Source organism: Leptospira jelokensis, from assembly GCF_004769635.1.
Classification (GTDB): domain Bacteria; phylum Spirochaetota; class Leptospiria; order Leptospirales; family Leptospiraceae; genus Leptospira_A; species Leptospira_A jelokensis.
In genome coordinates this window covers 162,141-180,375 of record NZ_RQGH01000026.1, presented here as the reverse complement: position 1 = coordinate 180,375, position 18,235 = coordinate 162,141, and the positions used below count along the sequence as shown (strand labels likewise).

Annotated in this window: 18 protein-coding genes; 11 read left to right on the top strand and 7 right to left on the bottom strand. The window is 39.4% G+C overall.

The genetic code is table 11. The features are described 5' to 3' along the window. Positions 1-32 precede the first annotated feature (32 nt). Entirely contained in the window at positions 33-470 is a 438-nt protein-coding gene (locus tag EHQ62_RS10770) for a DUF1801 domain-containing protein (RefSeq protein ID WP_135642688.1), read from the bottom strand. A gap of 233 nt (positions 471-703) precedes the next feature. After that, positions 704-1,810, bottom strand: a complete 1,107-nt coding sequence (locus EHQ62_RS10765) for a tyrosine-type recombinase/integrase (protein ID WP_135642687.1) — start codon at positions 1,808-1,810, stop codon at positions 704-706. 148 nt (positions 1,811-1,958) lie between these two features. Here EHQ62_RS10765 and EHQ62_RS10760 point away from each other — a divergent pair, with 148 nt between their 5' ends. After that, complete coding sequence (locus tag EHQ62_RS10760; protein WP_135642685.1) at positions 1,959-2,174, top strand: hypothetical protein; 216 nt, start codon at positions 1,959-1,961, stop codon at positions 2,172-2,174. A gap of 145 nt (positions 2,175-2,319) precedes the next feature. Here the strand turns inward: EHQ62_RS10760 and nadB are convergent, their stop codons facing one another. Both nadB and EHQ62_RS10750 read right to left on the bottom strand, forming a co-directional pair. Further along, on the bottom strand, positions 2,320-3,921 hold the full coding sequence (gene nadB, locus EHQ62_RS10755; protein WP_135642683.1) for an L-aspartate oxidase: 1,602 nt from the start codon (positions 3,919-3,921) through the stop codon (positions 2,320-2,322). Positions 3,922-3,970: 49 nt separating this feature from the next. After that, complete coding sequence (locus EHQ62_RS10750) at positions 3,971-5,812, bottom strand: S41 family peptidase (RefSeq protein ID WP_135642681.1); 1,842 nt, start codon at positions 5,810-5,812, stop codon at positions 3,971-3,973. A gap of 112 nt (positions 5,813-5,924) precedes the next feature. Between EHQ62_RS10750 and EHQ62_RS10745 the strand changes: the two genes are divergently transcribed. Beyond that, a complete protein-coding gene (locus EHQ62_RS10745; RefSeq protein ID WP_135642679.1) occupies positions 5,925-6,932 on the top strand; it encodes a hypothetical protein in 1,008 nt (335 codons plus the stop codon). On the opposite strand, the gene EHQ62_RS10740 is transcribed toward EHQ62_RS10745, so the two are convergent. Next, positions 6,901-7,680, bottom strand: a complete 780-nt coding sequence (locus EHQ62_RS10740) for a pyridoxine 5'-phosphate synthase (RefSeq protein ID WP_135642677.1) — start codon at positions 7,678-7,680, stop codon at positions 6,901-6,903. The genes EHQ62_RS10745 and EHQ62_RS10740 overlap by 32 nt on opposite strands. Before the next feature lie 104 nt (positions 7,681-7,784). On the opposite strand from EHQ62_RS10740, the gene EHQ62_RS10735 reads away from it, so the two are divergent. From EHQ62_RS10735 to EHQ62_RS10695, 9 genes are all read left to right on the top strand, one after another. Beyond that, positions 7,785-8,288, top strand: a complete 504-nt coding sequence (locus EHQ62_RS10735; RefSeq protein ID WP_135642675.1) for an FYDLN acid domain-containing protein — start codon at positions 7,785-7,787, stop codon at positions 8,286-8,288. Next, positions 8,285-9,175 (top strand): tRNA (adenosine(37)-N6)-dimethylallyltransferase MiaA, encoded by an 891-nt coding sequence (miaA, locus tag EHQ62_RS10730; RefSeq protein ID WP_135642673.1) that lies wholly within the window; start codon positions 8,285-8,287, stop codon positions 9,173-9,175. Before EHQ62_RS10735 ends, miaA begins: the two co-directional genes overlap by 4 nt. Before the next feature lie 21 nt (positions 9,176-9,196). Further along, the gene (gene hfq, locus EHQ62_RS10725) at positions 9,197-9,448 is read left to right on the top strand and encodes an RNA chaperone Hfq (RefSeq protein WP_015676555.1); all 252 of its coding nucleotides are present in this window, start codon (positions 9,197-9,199) and stop codon (positions 9,446-9,448) included. A gap of 52 nt (positions 9,449-9,500) precedes the next feature. Beyond that, positions 9,501-10,571, top strand: a complete 1,071-nt coding sequence (locus EHQ62_RS10720) for a mannose-1-phosphate guanylyltransferase (protein ID WP_135642671.1) — start codon at positions 9,501-9,503, stop codon at positions 10,569-10,571. A gap of 231 nt (positions 10,572-10,802) precedes the next feature. Continuing rightward, positions 10,803-11,480, top strand: a complete 678-nt coding sequence (locus tag EHQ62_RS10715) for a hypothetical protein (protein WP_244241742.1) — start codon at positions 10,803-10,805, stop codon at positions 11,478-11,480. Positions 11,481-11,501: 21 nt separating this feature from the next. Beyond that, a complete protein-coding gene (locus EHQ62_RS10710; protein ID WP_015676414.1) occupies positions 11,502-11,978 on the top strand; it encodes a chemotaxis protein CheW in 477 nt (158 codons plus the stop codon). Positions 11,979-12,096: 118 nt separating this feature from the next. Beyond that, positions 12,097-12,810 carry a phosphate signaling complex PhoU family protein gene (locus EHQ62_RS10705; protein WP_208720687.1) on the top strand — a complete coding sequence of 238 codons (714 nt, stop codon included), beginning with the start codon at positions 12,097-12,099 and terminating at the stop codon, positions 12,808-12,810. Positions 12,811-13,039: 229 nt separating this feature from the next. Next, entirely contained in the window at positions 13,040-14,815 is a 1,776-nt protein-coding gene (locus EHQ62_RS10700) for a methyl-accepting chemotaxis protein (protein WP_135642667.1), read from the top strand. Next, on the top strand, positions 14,812-15,135 hold the full coding sequence (locus tag EHQ62_RS10695; RefSeq protein ID WP_135642665.1) for a hypothetical protein: 324 nt from the start codon (positions 14,812-14,814) through the stop codon (positions 15,133-15,135). The genes EHQ62_RS10700 and EHQ62_RS10695 overlap by 4 nt, the downstream gene beginning before the upstream one ends. A gap of 39 nt (positions 15,136-15,174) precedes the next feature. Here the strand turns inward: EHQ62_RS10695 and EHQ62_RS10690 are convergent, their stop codons facing one another. Together EHQ62_RS10690 and EHQ62_RS10685 are read right to left on the bottom strand one after the other, a co-directional pair. Continuing rightward, entirely contained in the window at positions 15,175-17,277 is a 2,103-nt protein-coding gene (locus EHQ62_RS10690; RefSeq protein ID WP_135642663.1) for an ATP-binding protein, read from the bottom strand. Positions 17,278-17,499: 222 nt separating this feature from the next. Beyond that, positions 17,500-18,168 (bottom strand): hypothetical protein, encoded by a 669-nt coding sequence (locus EHQ62_RS10685; RefSeq protein WP_015677048.1) that lies wholly within the window; start codon positions 18,166-18,168, stop codon positions 17,500-17,502. Between the last annotated feature and the right edge of the window lie 67 nt (positions 18,169-18,235).

The window sequence follows — 18,235 nt, the reverse complement described above, 5'->3', positions numbered from 1 at the left end:
AGACCCAATGAAATCTGATGAAACTGTTCCAATCAATTGGAAACACCTCCTTTGGTTTTTTTTTGTTTATAAATTGTTTGGTCAACGTCCAATGCATTTTTTAAAAGAGGAATGAGGATGGATGATTTGATTTCCTTTGGGGAATGAAACGTAAGGCAATACACTTGTTTGCGATTCCCTTTTTCTAAGATTTGTTTTGGATCTTCCAATAGATAGCCATTACAAAAACCAAATTGTACCCCTGACTTAGGACCAGGTTTGATGGATGCTGGCCAAATAAAACAAACGCGACTATTTTGGAAATAGTACAAAACGGAATAGGAAATTCTTTCTTCCAAGCCAGGGAATGAATTTAGGATTTCTTTTAATTTTGTTACGATTTCCATTTCGGTTTGCGTAATAGAGGAATAAAAAGTATCGAATGCGTGTTTGTTCTTCAGATCATTTTGTTTTAATTGATTTTTTTCCATCTTTGATTCTCAAATCCTTCAAACGGAAACTTAGACGATGAACCATTTCTCTTTTTGAATGAAACGTGATAACATCATTGTCCCTTTCTACCAGTAATCTATTATGATTTTGTTCCTTGCAACTTGAAAACGAATACAGAATTCGGATGCGAGGGAATGTTTAAAAAAATCGTAAACCTGGGTTACCCAATGTTTGTTTGAGATTTGTTTTTTGTTAGGAGGTGATACTTAGGTTAGGTGTTCGATTTCGGATCTTTTTTTTGGATTTGGTCGAGAGGGCTTTTGATATTTTCCAAACGGCTTCTTGCCACTTTTGTATAAATTTGAGTGGTACGGACACTTGCGTGTCCGAGTAGAGTTTGGATCATTCTCAAATCTGTTCCCAGTTCTAATAAATGTGTGGCGAAGGCATGCCGTAAACTATGGAACGTAACTTTCTTTTTGATTTTTGCTTTTGCAACTGCTTGGTTAAAAATAGTTTCTGCAGTGCGAATGTGTAGAGGTCTTTTTTCCATACCAGGGAATAACCATTCAATCGATCGCATTTCGTTAAAACTATATTTAAGCAGTAAATTGTATTCTCTGATTTTTAAGTATTCTTTTAATTCGTTTATCAGAGAAGAAGCAAGAATGGTATACCGATCTTTTTTGCCTTTTCCTTGTGTGACTCGAATCATATTCCTTTCCAAATCAATGTCTTTTGTTTTTAGATGGATGACCTCTCCAACACGTAATCCTGCGGAGTAACTTAATAAAAGTAACATTTTGTGTTTTATATTTGGTAAAGCATTGAAGATGGACCTCGTTTCTTCTGCGGTTAATACTTCGGGAAGTTTTTGTTCCCCACTCATTTTTGGAAAATTTAAATTTAAGATTTGTTTTCGTACAACTTTGAAATAAAAACTAAAGGCTTGCCTCGCACTTCGAACGGTTGCTGATTTCACAGATTTTTCTTTCACTTGGTAATCCAAAAAGTTTTCGATGTCTTTTGATTTGATATTGTTTGGTAATTTTCCTGTAAAAGTAAGGAGAAGGCGTAAGTGTGAGTAATAGGTTTTTGTTGTGCAAAAACTAAAATTTCGTTCCCGAGCCCCTTTAAAAAAATCTTCCAACAAACCACATTGTTTTGGAATTTCTTTGAAAACAATCCGTATGTCTTCATTGGAAAAATCAGCTAATACTCGTTTTATGGTGTTTGGTTCATTCGGGAAAGACCAAGTTTTTTTTTCTGGATGATAATTCCATTTGGGTATGGACTTAATCATTTTTACGAATGATTCCGAATACGGGAAATACAAATGGAATCGTTTGTCTTCTGTCGAAAGTTTGAATTTTATCATAAACCACCTAACCTTTTACGTGTTATTGGCTATACGAGGTGGGATAAACGAATGTTTGTTAACTTTTTACAATGGGATTTGCATTTCAAAAATTTTTTTTCTTGGAAAGTTCACCCTTTTTCTTAAATTGAAACCTTAAGGGAGAATTATGAACATAGTTACAGTTGGACTTGGGATCTTTTTTATCATTTATGGGATCACAACCTTTGTCTTGCGGCTTTACAAACCGAGTTTTTTTTGGAAATTGGAACCAATGAAACAAAAATGGGGCGAAAAAAAAGGATACTACATCCACGTTTTCAGTTATTCAATTTTGCCAGTGGTTTTCGGTATCGTTTACACAATATTAGGTGTGCGCGGTTAATGATCCTTTCGCATGGATTGTGTTAGTGGGGCGCCTCCCATTCCTCTTAAAAATACATTTTTCTTTACAATGGACCGGGCCCTCCGCTACAATCTTTCTCTTTCGAGAAAGGATTTCCGCTAGGGTCCCTGGCGCAGGATTTGGATTATAATTTGTGAGAAAGAATTGTGTCTTGTCTAGAGGGAGTTCTATCTTCTGGATAGTCGGTACTGTAATGGAGCCCCCGGCTTTCTTTTCGGAGCAGTGCTGATCGGACAATGAGTTCCGCCACTTTCACTAAATTGCGAAGTTCTAATAAACCAAGAGATACCGTTGTTCTATTGTAATAGTCCTTCACTTCTTGTGAAATCAATTTCAAACGGCGAAGGGCCCTTTCGAGTCGCATATCCGATCTGACAATTCCCACATAATTACTCATAATCGTTTTGATTTCGATTAAATCATGGGAAATGAGAACCCATTCTTCGGTATTCGTAGTTCCTTCTTTGTTCCAATCTGGTATCAAATCGGTTTCACTCGAATAACTTAGTTTGCCTTGTGATCGTATGTCTTCTGCTATGCGATGTGAAAAAACCAAACATTCTAGTAAACTATTGGATGCCAATCGATTGCCACCATGTACTCCCGTACAAGTAGTTTCACCACATGCATATAAGTCGGCAATATTGGTTCGACCTAAAAGATCAGTGGCAACCCCACCACACATATAATGAGCAGCTGGAACCACAGGGATTGGATCGGTAGTGATATCAATTCCTAGTTTTTTACACCTTTCATAAATGGATGGAAAATGGCTGATGATATCGTTTGCGGGACGATGTGTGATATCGAGTAAAACATGTGGTTCTCCTCTTTTTTTCATCGTGTCGTCAATCGCACGGGCTACAATATCTCTTGGTGCAAGTTCACCTAATGTATGATAGTCCTTCATAAAAGGCCTTCCACCAATTTCGCGAAGGATTCCACCATGACCTCGGACTGCTTCTGAAATTAAAAAACTATTACCTTGTTCATGGAAAAGTGAAGTAGGGTGGAACTGGTAAAATTCCATGTTTTTCACAATGGCACCAGCGCGGTAGGCACTGGCGACTCCATCCCCAGTGGCTATGTTTGGATTGGTTGTATGGAGATACACTTGTCCAGCACCACCTGTTGCCAAAATTGTTTTTTTGGCAAGGACAGGGAATACTTCACCAGTTTCTGTATCAACGATGTAGGCACCGTAACATCGTAAAGGAAGGTTTTCTTTGTCCTTTAAATGGTGTTTGGTGATGAGGTCAACACAGGCATGGTTTTCCAAAATCCGAATGTTCTCGTTGGCATGTACATGGTTGAGAAGGGATTGTTCCACTGCACTTCCCGTCCTGTCGAGGGAATGGATGATGCGGTTTTTGCTATGGCCACCTTCGCGAGCTAAATCCAATTCCCCCGTTTGGTTTCTTGTGAACGGAACACCTAAATCTAAAAGTTCTTTTACCCTTGTTGGACCTTCTTCTACCAATACTCGGACGGCTTCCAGGTCACATAAACCTGCACCTGATTCTAAAGTATCTTTGATGTGTTCTTCAAATTTATCTTTATCATCAAAAACAGATGCAATCCCACCTTGTGCATAATTGGTATTGGATTCATAGTCAGCTTTTTTTGTGACCACAACAACGGATCCGAGCGGCGCTAATTTTAAAGCCGTAAACAGACCACTCACGCCGCTACCAATGATCAGAAAATCTGATTTAATTCGAGTCACATTGTATCCAATCTAATTTATTTAACACTCTAACTTCGAAGTTAAATCCTTATTTTGAATTTAACATTCCTTCGATGTAATCCAAACTACGAATCAACATGTAATCAGGTTTGATGGCATCATTCGAATGTTCTTTTAAATAAAGATCAGCCTTACCATTTTTCTTCGCATATTCTTTGATTGCATTGATGTTAAATTTTGATTTCACAACACCTTCGTGTGGGATGAGAGGTAAGTGGTTCCACATATCTTCTTCACGGTAACGGAACGGAAAGGATCCGTCTGCTTCTTCCGAAACTTCGATGTCTGGAGACACTCCCACCACTTGGATGGTTTTCCCGGAAGGTGAGTAATACCTTGCATTTGTGATTTTTAATAAGTAATTTGGATTGTTGTCCAAATGTTTTAAGGTTTGGACCGTTGCTTTTCCAAACGTACGTTCTCCGAGTAAAATCCCTCTTCCATGGTGTTGGATGGCACTGGCAACAATTTCGGATGCAGAAGCGGATTTCGAATTCATCAGTATTGCTAACGGAAGTTTTGTGATATCCTTAATTTTGGCATACTTTTCATCATCACTTCTACCAGGAGTTTTTGTGGAAACAATCATTCCTTTTTCGATGAACATATCAGCAATATCCACAGCTAAATCCAAAAACCCACCAGAGTTCCCTCTTAGGTCGAGAATCACTGCCTTCAGTGGCTTTCCGCTCTCTTTTGCGGTCCGTTCCATTTCCGCCAATGCTTCGGCAATTTGGGTGTCGATCGGCGCCTCTCCAGGCCCTGGTTTGACAAATCCCGTGAGTTTGATGTAAGCAACTTGTGGATTTTCTTTTACGAGATGGTAGGTAACGTTTTTGATTGTGATTTTATCACGAACCACTTCGATATCAAATTTTCCCGTGTTTCCCTTTCTTGAAATGGTTAACACAACTTTGGTGGACTTTGGACCTTTGATTTTTTTAACCACTTTGTCTAAAGATAAATTTTTGATGAGTTTTCCATCAACGGCAACGATGCTGTCTCCACTGCGAATCCCTGCCCTTAGAGCGGGACTACCTTCCAATGGATTTTCTACGATGACTTCTCGGCTCCCTCCACCAGAAAGAATGGCACCAATCCCTTCAAAGGAACCATCACTGATTTTGGACATGGACTCTTCCCATACTTCTTCCAAAAATACATTGGAGTGAGGGTCTAACGAATTTAAATAACCATTGGCCGCAGCAACAAACACTTGTTCCATGCGAAATTCTTTCTTTTCGTCTTCCTCTTCTTCTGGAAGTTCACCATCTAGTTCCACAAGCCCTTTGAGAACTGGAGTTTTGTATTTATCTAAGTTGTCATTGATGTAAGCAATCACTCGGTCAAAATCTTTTCGTGAGAAATTGATTTCTTCCCATCGAGCAGAGATCACCGATTTTTTTAATTTTTCTTTTTCAATGAGTTTTTTGAGTTCTGCATCAGAGAGTTTTCTGTTTTCGTTTTTTTTGCGTTTTTCTTTCTGGATTTTTTCCACCTGAACATAATCAGGATCAAAAATCACAAATTTATCAGAAGGAGAGATCTTAAACGTGGAACCCGGCCAAAGGTCTTCCTTATCATCGTACTTTTCCCTTTCTTTGAAATAACTTTCTGGGTAAATATAAAGAGGGTGAGGTAAACTTAAAAAAGCAAAACTAGCAGCATCGGTATACGCACGATTGACATTGATGTGTTTGTCGATGTAGAGTTTGTCAACTGTCCGAATGACAGTTTCAAAGTCTTTGTAATCAAATTTCGTTTCGGTTTTTTGAGCTTTTTTTGCTTCTGGTTCACAGGAAATGAACCCTACCGGCAGGGCAAAACTGAGAATGGTGAAAAAGGATAGTAGATAAACAAATCGTTTCAAGGGATCTCTCGTAAAGTGGATAGATTATCCTAAGAATTTCCGAATTTCCGGTGTAGGCAACACAAAAAAAATTGGGACAAAACTAGGACACACGTATATCATAGACGGTGGCATGCGCGCATTCGTTGTCCTGATTTTCACCCTTACTTTTGGGTTTTGTTCCTCGGAACCTGGTAAGAATCCCAATCGCAATCCATACAGCTTGGAGACCCTTCTTTTTTTAGAAGAGGTTTTGCTCGATGTTTGGGAAAATCCATCGGCGAAAGAAGATGCCATGTCTCGTCTAAGGTATGTTTGTCGAACAAAAGATACAGATGATGGCTATCTTTGTTATATGTGGGGCCTTCTCGAATTCCAAAGGGGGAATTACAACGAAAGTTACACAGGCTTTCGAAAGGCTTTGGACAAAAGTCCAAATGACACACTTTACAAAAATATGATGCGAATCTCCGCAGAAAAATCCGGTAACCTTTCCGATCTCAAATCCCATTCTTATGATGGGGAAGTCCTCTCTACCCTCTCAGAATTGGAAATTGGCTGCCGCGAAGGCAAAACCCTACTCTACCCAAAATTTCAATTTTTAATCAGCCGAGGGGTGTTCACAAAGGAATCCTTAAAACGAGGTTCTTTTGTGAATTGTTTTCAGACTTTAGAATCAAACGAACAAATTGCACTCTTAAAAGAAGTGAGAAACGCCAATGTCTCTTACAAAGAACGGTTACTTGCTGACCAAATGAAAACAGACCCCTTTACCAAAATTTGGGACACCTCTGGATACCACCGAGGTGACTCTGGGAAAGAAATGGTGGGAGCCACTGCCAGTGCGGTCACTGCCAATGTCGCTGTGGGTTCTCAGACTGGTGTTTCGTTTGGAACCGGTCCAAACCGTTCCCAAACACCCATCACAGAAGCTTGGAAAAAAGTAAAATTGGCTTCGAATTCTGGAAATGAAGGGCAAGCAAAAGAAGCCTTAAAACAATTTTTATCGGAAGTGCAAGTCACCAAACGTAAGGGAAAGGCAGAAGCGATGATGGCAGAAGCCCTGCAACGAGCAGCAAAGCTCCTCATCGAACAAGACCCTCAGTATGTTAAGATCCGCTCCCTTGCGAAAGAACTCTGAGATAGTCTTTCACTGTTTTTTCCAATCCATCCACAAGGCTTTGTGAGATCAATCTATGGCCAATGGATACTTCTTTTAAAAAAGGCAAATGGGAAAATACTAACAAGTTATTTGTATCCAAGTCGTGGCCCGCATTCACAGCTAATCCGAGTTTGTTTGCTTCGATGGCTGCTTTTTGGTAGGAGTCAAAAATTTTCATTCCTTCCGTTTTGGACAGATCGTATGCATGGGCAAAGGGCCCTGTGTAGAGTTCAATCCGTTCGGCACCGAGGGCAACCACTTGGTCGTAATACCGAAAATCCGTTTCCATAAACAAAGAAACTCGGATCCCTTCCTCTCGTAAGGTTTTGACAATCGGTTGTAAGGTTTTGAAAGTCATAGGATTTCCAAAATCAAATCCATGGTCAGAAGTGATTTCCCCAGGTTTGACAGGAACGAGTGTGGCTTGGTCGGGTTTTGCTTTCAGTACAAGCTCACAAAAGCGTTCACTTGGTTCGCCTTCGATATTGTATTCTTTTTTAGAAAATCCTAATTTAGTAATTTTTTGATTGTATCCTTGTAAAAACTCCTGTAACTCGAATACATCTTGTTTGGTGATATGCCTTTCGTCAGAACGAGGGTGAACAGTGATCCCGTGAGCACCTGAATCCAAAATGAGTTCTGATAATTTCAGGAGATGGGGGAGAGAACCCCCTCGTGAATTGCGGAGAGTGGCGATCTTATTGACATTGACACTTAATTGGGTCATAGGAAAAAAAAAACTTTTCATTAATTTTCATCCAGGAGAAAACCGTCCAATTTCAAAAAGGTTGTCCCAGAGAGGGGATTCCCAAAACTGTCAAAAGTACGTTTATGGTCGCAAAAAAAGCAGCAAAGAAGCAGGCCCCACCCAAAAAGAAGGTGGTAGCCAAAGAAAAGTCGAGTAAGGACTCCAAGTCCTCTTCCCCGAAGGAAGACAACAAAAAGTCAGTAGCCGGGTCAAAAGCCCCAGCTACCAAGGCGAAAGCCGTGCCGGCGCAGAAAACAGCCCAAACCGCGAAGGAGAAACAAGCCCCCGGGGCCAAAGCTCCTGCCGTGAAAATCGATCCGAACAACCCACTCGGAAAGAAATTCAGCTGTTATTCCTGTGGAACGAAGTTTTATGATTTGAACAAACCCGAAAAAAAATGCCCCAAATGTGGAGCTGACCAGTTGGCAAAACCAGCGATCAAATCCCGAATGGCTGCCATTCGCAGTTCGGAATACGAAGTGGAAGAAGAGGAAGAACCAGTCATTGAAGATGATGAACTCTTAGAAGAAACGGAAGAATTAGAAGAGGCCGAAGAAGAGGAGGTCGTTGCCGAGGAAGAGGAGTGATCCTTCCCATCCTTGGTGGACCTACCGGTTCTGGAAAAACCTCTCTTTCGCAAGCACTCGACCCTAAACGATTTGAAATTGTTTCTTTTGACTCGCGCCAAGTCTACCGGGACCTTCCGGTAGGCACTACGGCACCCACTCCCCAAGAATCTTCCACCATACGACATTGGCTCGTCGGTTTTTTAAACGCTGATGAAAGCATCAATGCCAACCAATTTTCCCTTTTGGCCAGGGAGGCAATCAGAGACATCCAAAGTCGCGGAAAAATTCCCTTCCTCATTGGAGGGACTGGGTTTTACCTGAGAGCATTTTTACTCGGTATGTATCCCGTACCAAATGTACCCAATGAAACAAAAGTCTACGTATCCCAACTTTCTTTAGAACGAGCAAGGGAACTCTTGCAAAAGGAAGATCCGAAAGCAATGGAAACCCTTTCCGAAAAAGATGGATACCGGATCAAACGGGCTTTGGAGGTTGTACTCACAGGAGTTTTGTGGTCAGATGTTTCCAAAGAAACGGTAGGTGGGTATTTGGCAGACCATCCAACCGTGAAACTCATCGGCCATTGGATGGATTGGCCTAGAGAAATTCTTTACAAACGAATCAACGGACGTGTGGAAGAGATCGCAAGTGCAATGTTAGAAGAAACGAAACTTGTGGTTTCCAAGTATGGACCAGACTGTCCTGGACTCCGCACCTTAGGTTACAATTTTGCGCTTGCATTCCTAAATGGAATGATAGACAGTAATACATTCATTGAACAGCTGGCGCAAAGTCACAGAAATTATGCGAAGAGGCAAATTACTTGGTTCAAAAAAGAATCATTCCTTTCGCCCATTTCTTATGATGCCGCTGTCCAACTGTATACAAATATAGAACAAAGATAGAGAGAACACTCGGGATTTCCAATGTCGGCAAAAAATAACATCCAAGACCAACTTCTAAACACAGCAAGAAAGGAGAAAATTGATCTCACCATCTACTTGTTAAATGGAGTGCCTTTAAAAGGAAAGGTTGTCAGTTTTGACAATTTCACCATCATTTTAGAAAACGAAAACAAACAGAATTTGGTCTACAAACACGCCATTTCTACCATCATCCCTGCAAAACCGATCAAACTCCACAGTGAGGAAACACCGAAAGAAGCAGGTGGGGCATAACTCTTTTCTAGTTTTCCTCTCTTTCCCTTTCTAAATTCTGGTTCCAAACCCTATGGCAAAATTACCAAAAGAATCACCAGTGGTTCTGATTATGGCGGGAGGAAAGGGGGAGAGGTTTTGGCCTCGTTCCCGCACCAATTCCCCTAAACAGCTCCAAAAAGTATATTCCAACAAAACCCTCTTAAAAGAGACGATCGATAGGGCCCTCACGATCACAACCCTGGATCGGATTTACATTGGAACCAATGCCACTCTAAAAGCGGAAATCCTAAAAAAAGATCCAAAATTCCCATCGGGAAATTTCATCATCGAACCGGAAGGGAAAAATACAGCCCCCATCATCGCCCTTTCAGCCCTCTACTTCCAAAAAAAATACGGAAACCCCAATCTCATTGTTTTATCTGCCGATGCCTTCATTGATCCCATAAGAGAATTCACAAAAACCATCGAACAGGCCCTTTACGAAACGGCCAATGGAATGGTTTTACTTGGCGTCAAACCAAACCGACCAGAAGTGGGGTATGGTTATATCAGCACTGGAAAACCAACTGATGTTGGTTATACGGTTAAAGCCTTCTTTGAAAAACCTGATTTCAAAACCGCACTCAAATACATCAAAAAAAAGAATTTTTATTGGAACCCAGGGATTTTCCTTTTCCGAACCGAAACCATTCTTTCTGAACTCGAACGGCATGCCCCTCATATTTTGGGACCTCTCAAAAATGGATTTCCTTTTAAGAATTTTGGCGATTTGAAAACTGCATTCCAAATGTTGCCTTCCGAAGCGATCGATACTGCCATCATGGAAAAATCCAATCGCATCAGGATGGTGGAAGCCACCTTCAATTGGGATGATGTGGGGTCTTGGATGTCACTCGAACGAATTTTGCCTGGTGATAAAGAGAAGAACCACCACCAAGGGAAAGAAGTGCATTACCACAAAGCGTCCGGGAATATTTCATCGGTTCAGAAAGAGCTCATCGCCTTTCTCGGTGTGAAGGATCTCATCGTTGTGGAAGAACCAGATGTACTCCTAGTGACTTCAAGAGAGGGTGTGGGTGAGATCAAAGCGATGTTATCCAATATGCGGAAAAATAAAGTTTTACAAAAGTACCTCGACTAGAAATTTGACAGAACAGGCTTGATATAAGGAGGAAGGAATGCCTTCCGGAAAAAAGAGAAAGCGCAGAAAAATCGCAACCCACAAACGTAAGAAAAAACGCAGAGCCAACAGACACAAAAAGAAGAAATAATCTTTCTTCAGTGACTTAATGTTTCCTCCGATAGATTTGTTATGAAACAAGTCTGGAGGAAACAGAAACCCCGCACACCCGGTTTCATCCGAGCATTTACCATGGAAACACCTCTCGGGGATGTCCTGGAGGCTGAGTTTAATTTTCACGAACGACTCGTTCGTTTATCTGTCGAAATCAAAGAAGAGAAAGGTCGTATGTACGGCGCCACCGTGAAAAACGGAACCGTACAATCCGAGAAGGACATCACTTCTGGGCGTGCCTATCCGGTCTTTCGTAAGATATGGCCTTTTCGCGAATATTTCAGTTCCCTCCCTGACAAAGACATGTTGGCTACCTTGGGAGGAGCGTATGAAATTTACCCTCCCTTCCAACCAGATGTTTCAGAAAAAAAACGAAGTGCTCGTGGTCCAATGGAGTCGGCACTTTTCCCATCCACACGGTATGATTCCATCTTTGGGATTGTCCGTGAGACAAGGTTCCAACGTTGGAGAAGGGAAAGGAGAGAGGCAAGAGAGGCGCGAGGATCGCTCTGGACACGTTTCAAACGAAGGGTCTGGGGTGATTTACAAGATATCTGCCTCGGAGTCGGATTTGGCTGTTTGGTCTACTATGTATACTATGATTATGTCGTATTAGGTCTCAGTTTGGGGGTCTTAGGGATGGTCGCAGGCCTACTTGATTTTCTTGTGAGAAAACGCTCCGTCCTCATGACAAAAGTGTTGTCATTTCTCAGTTTCGGTTCATATTTTTTCTACAATGGTTACGTCTATTTTTAGACGTAAGTAGTAGAAATTGATATGGCAAAAGAAACATCCCAAGCAAACCAATTCATCCATGAACAGTACATCATATTCAATTTGGGCGATGAAGAGTATGCCATCCCCATCACAATTGTTGAAGAAATTGTAAAAATCACAAACCTAATCCGTGTTCCACAATCCAAAAGTTATTTTGCGGGCATCATGGACATCCGTGGCAAAGTTGTTAGGATGATTGATCTTGCCAAACGATTGAATATTAAAAATGTTTCGGAGACTTCTGATCGTGCGATTGTCATCAATGTGTCTGGCAAATCGATTGGAGTCATTGTGGACAAAGTGTCACATGTGGTACATTTTCCTGCCAACCAAGTGGACCCACCTCCACCGTCGGTCAAAGGGATTTCTTCTCGTTACATCACAGGTGTTGGTAAAAAAGATAACCGTTTTATCATCCTCATTGATATTGAAAAAATCCTCACAGTAGAAGAGATGACGGAGTTAGCAACCGTATAACCTTGGTAAACCGAATCAGAATGGATAAAACATTGATTCAATTGATGGAAGCGAATCTCGTCCCACCAAATGTGTTTTCCATTTTTGATGATTTGGTACATAGATAAAAAGTAAAATGATCATCTCAAAATTTTATTACTTACGAAAAAATTTATACTCCATGGCGGAACTCGTTTTGGAGCAAGTGATCCTCCTCAGTGAAGCACTGGAAGCAGATGATTATGAACAAGCACTCAAAATTGTCGAACGTGATGATCTCATCGATGATTTAGAAAAAGAAAATGATAACCTTTCCCAAAATGCAATATTAGAAGCGGTGAGTAACCGAAACATATTAGGCATGGGAGATGTGGACAATGATATCGTTTTGAAAAAAGACCCGTTGCGTTTTGCACTTTCAGCCATTCGGATCACAAGGAATATGGAACGAATGGGAGACCAAGTGGTGAACTGTGCTGATGTCTTCCGTCATAAAACCATTCGTAAAGGTCTTTTTAAAAATGAAGAACCGATGACGTTGATTTTATCACGAGTCACAACCCTTGCTGGTATGGCAATTGAATCCCTAGTGGAAGAAAAAGAACGGTTTATGGGGAGCGTAAATTCCTTAGAAGATGAACTGAACGACCTTTGTGACCAAGCCTTCCAAAAGTATAGAGCCGTTCCTGATATGGAAAAACAGGAATTTGCAGATGTTTACCGGATCATTCTCGCCTTAGAAAGATTAGGTGACTATGCGGTGAATGTGGCAGAAGAACTTGTACGCCTCAATACTGGAAAAGACATCCGTCACTTGGAAAATGTAAAATCAAAACCAAATTTGTATCCGTAAAATCGTAACTTTTTTTCTTTTTCACACTCCAAAGCAATTCCCAAACAATCCAATCGGGTATTTTTACCACCAAGAGAGACAAACAATTGTCCAACCTATGAACAGATTGTACAGTGGTTTGGTACAAGTTGTTCTTTGTATCGAATCCTTTCATCAGATTAGGGAATTCGAATCAAATGATTAAATTCATTTGACAACAGAAAAGGAATGCTTTTAGAATCCCTTGCTTATGAAACCAAAAGATCATGTTTCCAAACGAAAACCAAAAGGATTTTTTTTAGCATATACCCTCATCACTAATTTGGATCCGTTTCTATTTTTTTTAGGGATGTTACTGATCTTTGGATTGGCAAATTTTGAATCCATTTTGAGAATTTTACTCTATTTAGCACCTCCTATCATTGGGTTACACACAGTTGTATTTTTCTTCCAACACAAAGAGTTTAAAAAACAAATGAACCGCCCCGAAGGGATCATTCATACCGAAAAAGAACTCCAACTCATTCGTAACCTTTCTAAAAATGGTGCACTGAATATCCTCTCTACCAATGTAGGCGGACCTATTCTCACGATGTTCCTTGCTTACCATTATGGTTTGGTAAAATCCTACGGGGAAGTTTTGTTTTTTTCATTTTTAGGTGTTTTACTTGCGATGGCAATTTCTTCTTTTTTTTACATCTATGTTGAGAAAAAAATGTATGATGTATACAATGAATTGAAACTCAAACCCCTCAGTTTGTTTGCCAATTTACTATTTCCAATTTTTTCAACCTTTGTGATTGAATACTTTTTGTTTTCTTTTTATATCTATTCACAATTTCGTAACTTCGTTGATGCCAATCAATTGCAATTGATTTGTATTGGTCTTAGTTTTTTCATTTTGGTGATGATTTCCGTTTTATTTATTGTCCTGTGGAAATTGACAGGCAATACATCGGCCACCATTCGAGATGTATCCAATATTTTGAAATCTTTTGCCGAAGGAGATTTGCGATCAGATGTAAAAATCAATGAAACTCGAAATGAAATTGGTGTGATCTCTCTTTATTTAGAAGAAGCAAAAACGAAACTCAATCGCCTTTTGACTTCCATCACCAACCATTCTTCCAAAATCCAAATGGAAGCCAAAACATTGGAAGGTTTATCAAGTGAGTCTGCAGAACATTCACAGGTACAAGCAGCTTCTTTAGAAGAGGTGGCCGCCGCATTAGAAGAAAATGGTTCTTCGATCAATGGAATTTATACGGATGCCTTGGAACAAAAAAAATTAACGGCAGCAACCAATGAATCCATTGAACATTTATTTACGATTTCATCCAGCGTAAAAGAAATTTCACTTCATGCTAAGGCGAAGGCAGATTCGGTAGAAACCGAAGTGATCAAAAGTGGAAAATCCATCACCAGTGCAATCCAATCCATTGAAGAGGTGGACAAAAATGCAGTTGAGATTGGAAAAATTTTAGAGATCATCAAAGACATATCGGAACAAGTCAACTTACTTGCGTTAAATGCATCCATTGAGGCGGCACGTGCGGGTGATGCAGGGAGAGGATTTGCAGTTGTTGCTTCTGAAGTAGGAAAATTAGCTGAAAGAACCGCTTCCTCCACTAAAACAATTTCAGATCTCATCAAACGAGTTTCCATATCCACACACATGTCCGTTGATTCTGTAAAATCTGCGAGTGAAACATTTCGTTACTTATCGGAAAGTGTCATCGAGATTATCAATAACATTGATAAAGTGAACCAAGCCAATTTAGAACAAATCACTGAAGTGGAAGAAATTAGAAAACAATCGGAAAACATAGTGAACAGGTCCTCATCTGTTTCGTTTGCAACAGAAGAACAAAAAAAAGTCAATGAAGAGATGGGAACATCGGTCCACCATTTGGCAAATGACACTGCAAAATTATCAATGATGTCTGAAAAAACAGCCAAATCATCGGCTGAATTAAATTCTCTGATTGTCGAATTGAACAAAGAATTATCTTTGTTTAAATTATGATTTCTGCAACGTTCATTTTCAAACAAAAATTTACCGATCAGGAATTTGAAACTTTAGATCACTCTATTGAAACTTTTGTAACTAACCATCCTGAATATTTAGGAAGGGACCAATGGGCAAACGAGGAAAAAGGAATACTCGCCGTTGTGTATTACTTCGAAACTGAAAAAGGTTTGGATGCCTTAAAAGTTTTTTCAGATCATAAATCTGCTAAATCGAATTACAACAAATGGTATGAAGGATACCAAGTGATTGTCTCGAATGTTTTGCAATCATATGGCGATGGTAAAATGGAGCACGTAACCAATCGAAAGAGATAAAATCTAATTGATGTATTGGTGTCGGAAATGTGAATTGTGTTAACTTTGATTTTTTAAGATTTTTTTATATGTATCGAATAAGTCTTCGATGTAAAATGGTTTGCTGATAAATCCATCCATTCCCACTTCCGAACACCTTTCTCTATGTTCGTTTAATACATGAGCTGTGACTGCAATGATAATGGATTTTTTCTGTTTGGACATTTCCAATTCTCTGATTTTGAGTGTTGCTTCAAACCCATCCATGACTGGCATTTCACAATCCATTAAAATCAAATCATATTGATTTTTTTGGAACAACTCTAACGCCTCTTTTCCATTTTCTGCTAAATCAAAGGAGATGTGTTGTTTTTTAAGCAAACCACCAATCACCTTTTGGTTTAAAACATTATCTTCCACGACAAGAAATTTTTGGTTCGCGAATGGTATTGAGTCGGTGACTTCTTTTGGTTTGGTTTCCGAAAACATCCCTTCCTGGTTTGGACTGTTTTGGTTAGGAGACTCGGGAGTAAGATTCGGATTTTTATCCAAGTTTTGATGGATTTTGTTATTTTGTGTTTCGGGCATGGAGAAAGGTAATAGGCACCAAAATGTACTTCCCACTCCCTCTACACTTTCGACACCAATGGTTCCACCAAGTAGTTTTACCAATCGTTCTGAAATTGCCAAACCAAGTCCTGTTCCACCATACTTACGTGAGGTGGAAGTATCAACCTGAGAAAATTTTTGGAATAAGGATGGGAGTTTGTTTGCGGAGATACCAATCCCCGAATCCTTGATTTCAAATAAAAGGGAATTGTCTTTTATGCAAATGTTCAAACTCACAAATCCAGTTTCTGTAAATTTAATCGCATTTCCTATTAAATTGAATAAAATTTGGCGGATACGTCCTGGATCGGAGAGAATCTCCTCTGGCACATCAGAATGTATGGTATACGTAAACTCTAAATTTTTAGTACTCGCTTCAATGTGAAAAAGATCAAATATTTCTTTTACTAAATTTTGTAATTGGAATGGAAGGGTTTCAATTGTTAGTTTTCCCGCATCAATTTTAGAAAAATCTAATATATCATTTAAGATATTTAAGAGTGCCTTACCAGCATCTGCGATTGTTTTTATGTATGATTTTTGTTCTTCATCTAAATTGGTTTTAAAAAGAATCTGAGTGATGCCAATCACACCGTTTAAAGGTGTTCTAATTTCATGGCTCATGGAAGCCAAAAATTCGGATTTTGCTCGACTCGCCATTTCCTTTTCTTCGTATAATTCTTGTAATCTTTTTTGTGTGGTGTTCAAACTACTCAGAATGGATGTTGAATCTTTTGTGGGATGAATTTCTCCCGTGAATTTTCCTTCTCCTAATAGAGAAATCCGACGAAACACTTCATCTACACTTCCACCCATTATGGAGATCAGTGATCGATGAGTTAAATACAAACTAAATCCAAAAATGATTCCTGCAAAAATAAGAATGCTACGCAGGAAAAATACTTTTTCTTTGGCATCTAAAATTGCTTTGGTCGTTCTATCGTCCAATTGGTGGTACAAATCATTGATTGGTTTCATAATCTCTGCTTTGCATTTGAGGTAATGGTCATCGAATAAAATTTGGATTGCCTTTGGATTGGTTTTCCCAGTTTTTAATTCCTTTTCGATCATAGCCATCGACTCGAATTCAATTTTGGTTAGGTCATCCGATTTTTCTTTTGATAAGGATAACAAATGATAATCGGATTCTAAAAATTCAGCTTGTTTCATTGCATCATAGATGCTGATTTTTTCTCCATCTTCAGAAGGTGGAGGCAGTTCATCGGCAATCACCAAATCCCAATAAGCATAATCATAATTTTTGGGCCTTGCTCTCAATCCATTTCGAATTTCTAAAATCCTTTCAAAGTAGAGTTTGTACTTAGTTTCCTTTTGGATGGAATACAATCGCACCAAATTGGTAAGTTGGTCTGAAGATTGGCGGAGTTCATTTGCAATTTGAAGGGAACGGTGCCTGTTTTCTTCAGCAGCATCAATCTTTCGTTCGCTTGCAGTATAAAAAGTAAATGCTATGGAAACAAAAATGAATAATACAAAGTTGGTCAGAAGGTAAGGAAACAAACTCCCTTTTGGCGACGAAACTGTATCCAACATGGCGATAGTCTACATAGTTTCGAAAACTAGTAAAGGAGAATATTCGCAACACAAAAGTAAATCCAAATCTGAATGGGAAGAGCTAACCCAACAGCAAACAGAAATTTTATGCTAAGGATCAAAATACCCAATTCAATCTCTTGAGGCATTCAATCAAAAAATGAGAAATAAATGCTAATTTTTTAAGCAATAAAGTTAGTTGTTTCTACTAGGATTTTTCCTTTATGACTTACCTTCCATATATGCCTGCAATTCTTGTTGGAGGCCTTCTGGCAAACTTAAACCCCTTGCCCTGATCCGTTCATTGTATTTATTAAAAGACATTCTATGTTGGTTGGTGTTTAAGTACCCTTCCAATGCCTCCGAAGCCCAGGGGATGATCTCTTTTACAAAATCGTGATTTTCTTCTAATTGGTCACAAAATGGAATGAAAAGTGGGCGATTGACAGGCCTTCCGATGTTTCGATAAAACAATAAACAATAAAGAGTTTCGTCTCCCAAAACAGACTCGGTTCGAATTTTTTCTTCTACATATTTGAGATTGATTGCATCTAAATAATCAATGTTAAATGATTCAGGTGCCAATCGTTTCGTTACATACTTAGAGATTTCTGTTTTAACAAAAGTTAAATTATTGCAGTGAGAAGGACAAGTACCTTGGTCTTTGTGAAGGTCACATTCTAATAATAAAATGCAATCTACGTCAGAAGTGGGATCTACAATTCCAAAATTGATGGAACCCAAAAGTTCGAGGGCTACTTCATAACCTTTTCTGGATAGTTCTTGAGTTGCCAAACGAAAGGCTTGCATACGTTTCAGGGCATACTTGGTATCATAATTTCTGTATTTATTTTTTAGAACAAGATACCTTTCGACTATATTTTTGGACATGGTGTTTTGCCGAATGCGTTTAGGATTGAATTTTAGTGAACGCCATTTGTCCTAAGAATACAACACC

Excerpts from the sequence above, each read along its gene's own strand:
- EHQ62_RS10760 (WP_135642685.1), top strand. The coding sequence starts at position 1,959 with ATGAACATAGTTACAGTTGGACTTGGGATCTTTTTTATCATTTATGGG.
- EHQ62_RS10710 (WP_015676414.1), top strand. The coding sequence starts at position 11,502 with ATGGCAAAAGAAACATCCCAAGCAAACCAATTCATCCATGAACAGTAC.
- EHQ62_RS10735 (WP_135642675.1), top strand. The coding sequence starts at position 7,785 with ATGGTCGCAAAAAAAGCAGCAAAGAAGCAGGCCCCACCCAAAAAGAAG.
- hfq (WP_015676555.1), top strand. The coding sequence starts at position 9,197 with ATGTCGGCAAAAAATAACATCCAAGACCAACTTCTAAACACAGCAAGA.
- EHQ62_RS10745 (WP_135642679.1), top strand. The coding sequence starts at position 5,925 with ATGCGCGCATTCGTTGTCCTGATTTTCACCCTTACTTTTGGGTTTTGT.
- EHQ62_RS10765 (WP_135642687.1), bottom strand. The coding sequence starts at position 1,810 with ATGATAAAATTCAAACTTTCGACAGAAGACAAACGATTCCATTTGTAT.
- EHQ62_RS10690 (WP_135642663.1), bottom strand. The coding sequence starts at position 17,277 with ATGTTGGATACAGTTTCGTCGCCAAAAGGGAGTTTGTTTCCTTACCTT.
- EHQ62_RS10740 (WP_135642677.1), bottom strand. The coding sequence starts at position 7,680 with ATGACCCAATTAAGTGTCAATGTCAATAAGATCGCCACTCTCCGCAAT.
- EHQ62_RS10685 (WP_015677048.1), bottom strand. The coding sequence starts at position 18,168 with ATGTCCAAAAATATAGTCGAAAGGTATCTTGTTCTAAAAAATAAATAC.
- EHQ62_RS10715 (WP_244241742.1), top strand. The coding sequence starts at position 10,803 with ATGGAAACACCTCTCGGGGATGTCCTGGAGGCTGAGTTTAATTTTCAC.
- EHQ62_RS10770 (WP_135642688.1), bottom strand. The coding sequence starts at position 470 with ATGGAAAAAAATCAATTAAAACAAAATGATCTGAAGAACAAACACGCA.
- EHQ62_RS10720 (WP_135642671.1), top strand. The coding sequence starts at position 9,501 with ATGGCAAAATTACCAAAAGAATCACCAGTGGTTCTGATTATGGCGGGA.
- EHQ62_RS10700 (WP_135642667.1), top strand. The coding sequence starts at position 13,040 with ATGAAACCAAAAGATCATGTTTCCAAACGAAAACCAAAAGGATTTTTT.
- EHQ62_RS10695 (WP_135642665.1), top strand. The coding sequence starts at position 14,812 with ATGATTTCTGCAACGTTCATTTTCAAACAAAAATTTACCGATCAGGAA.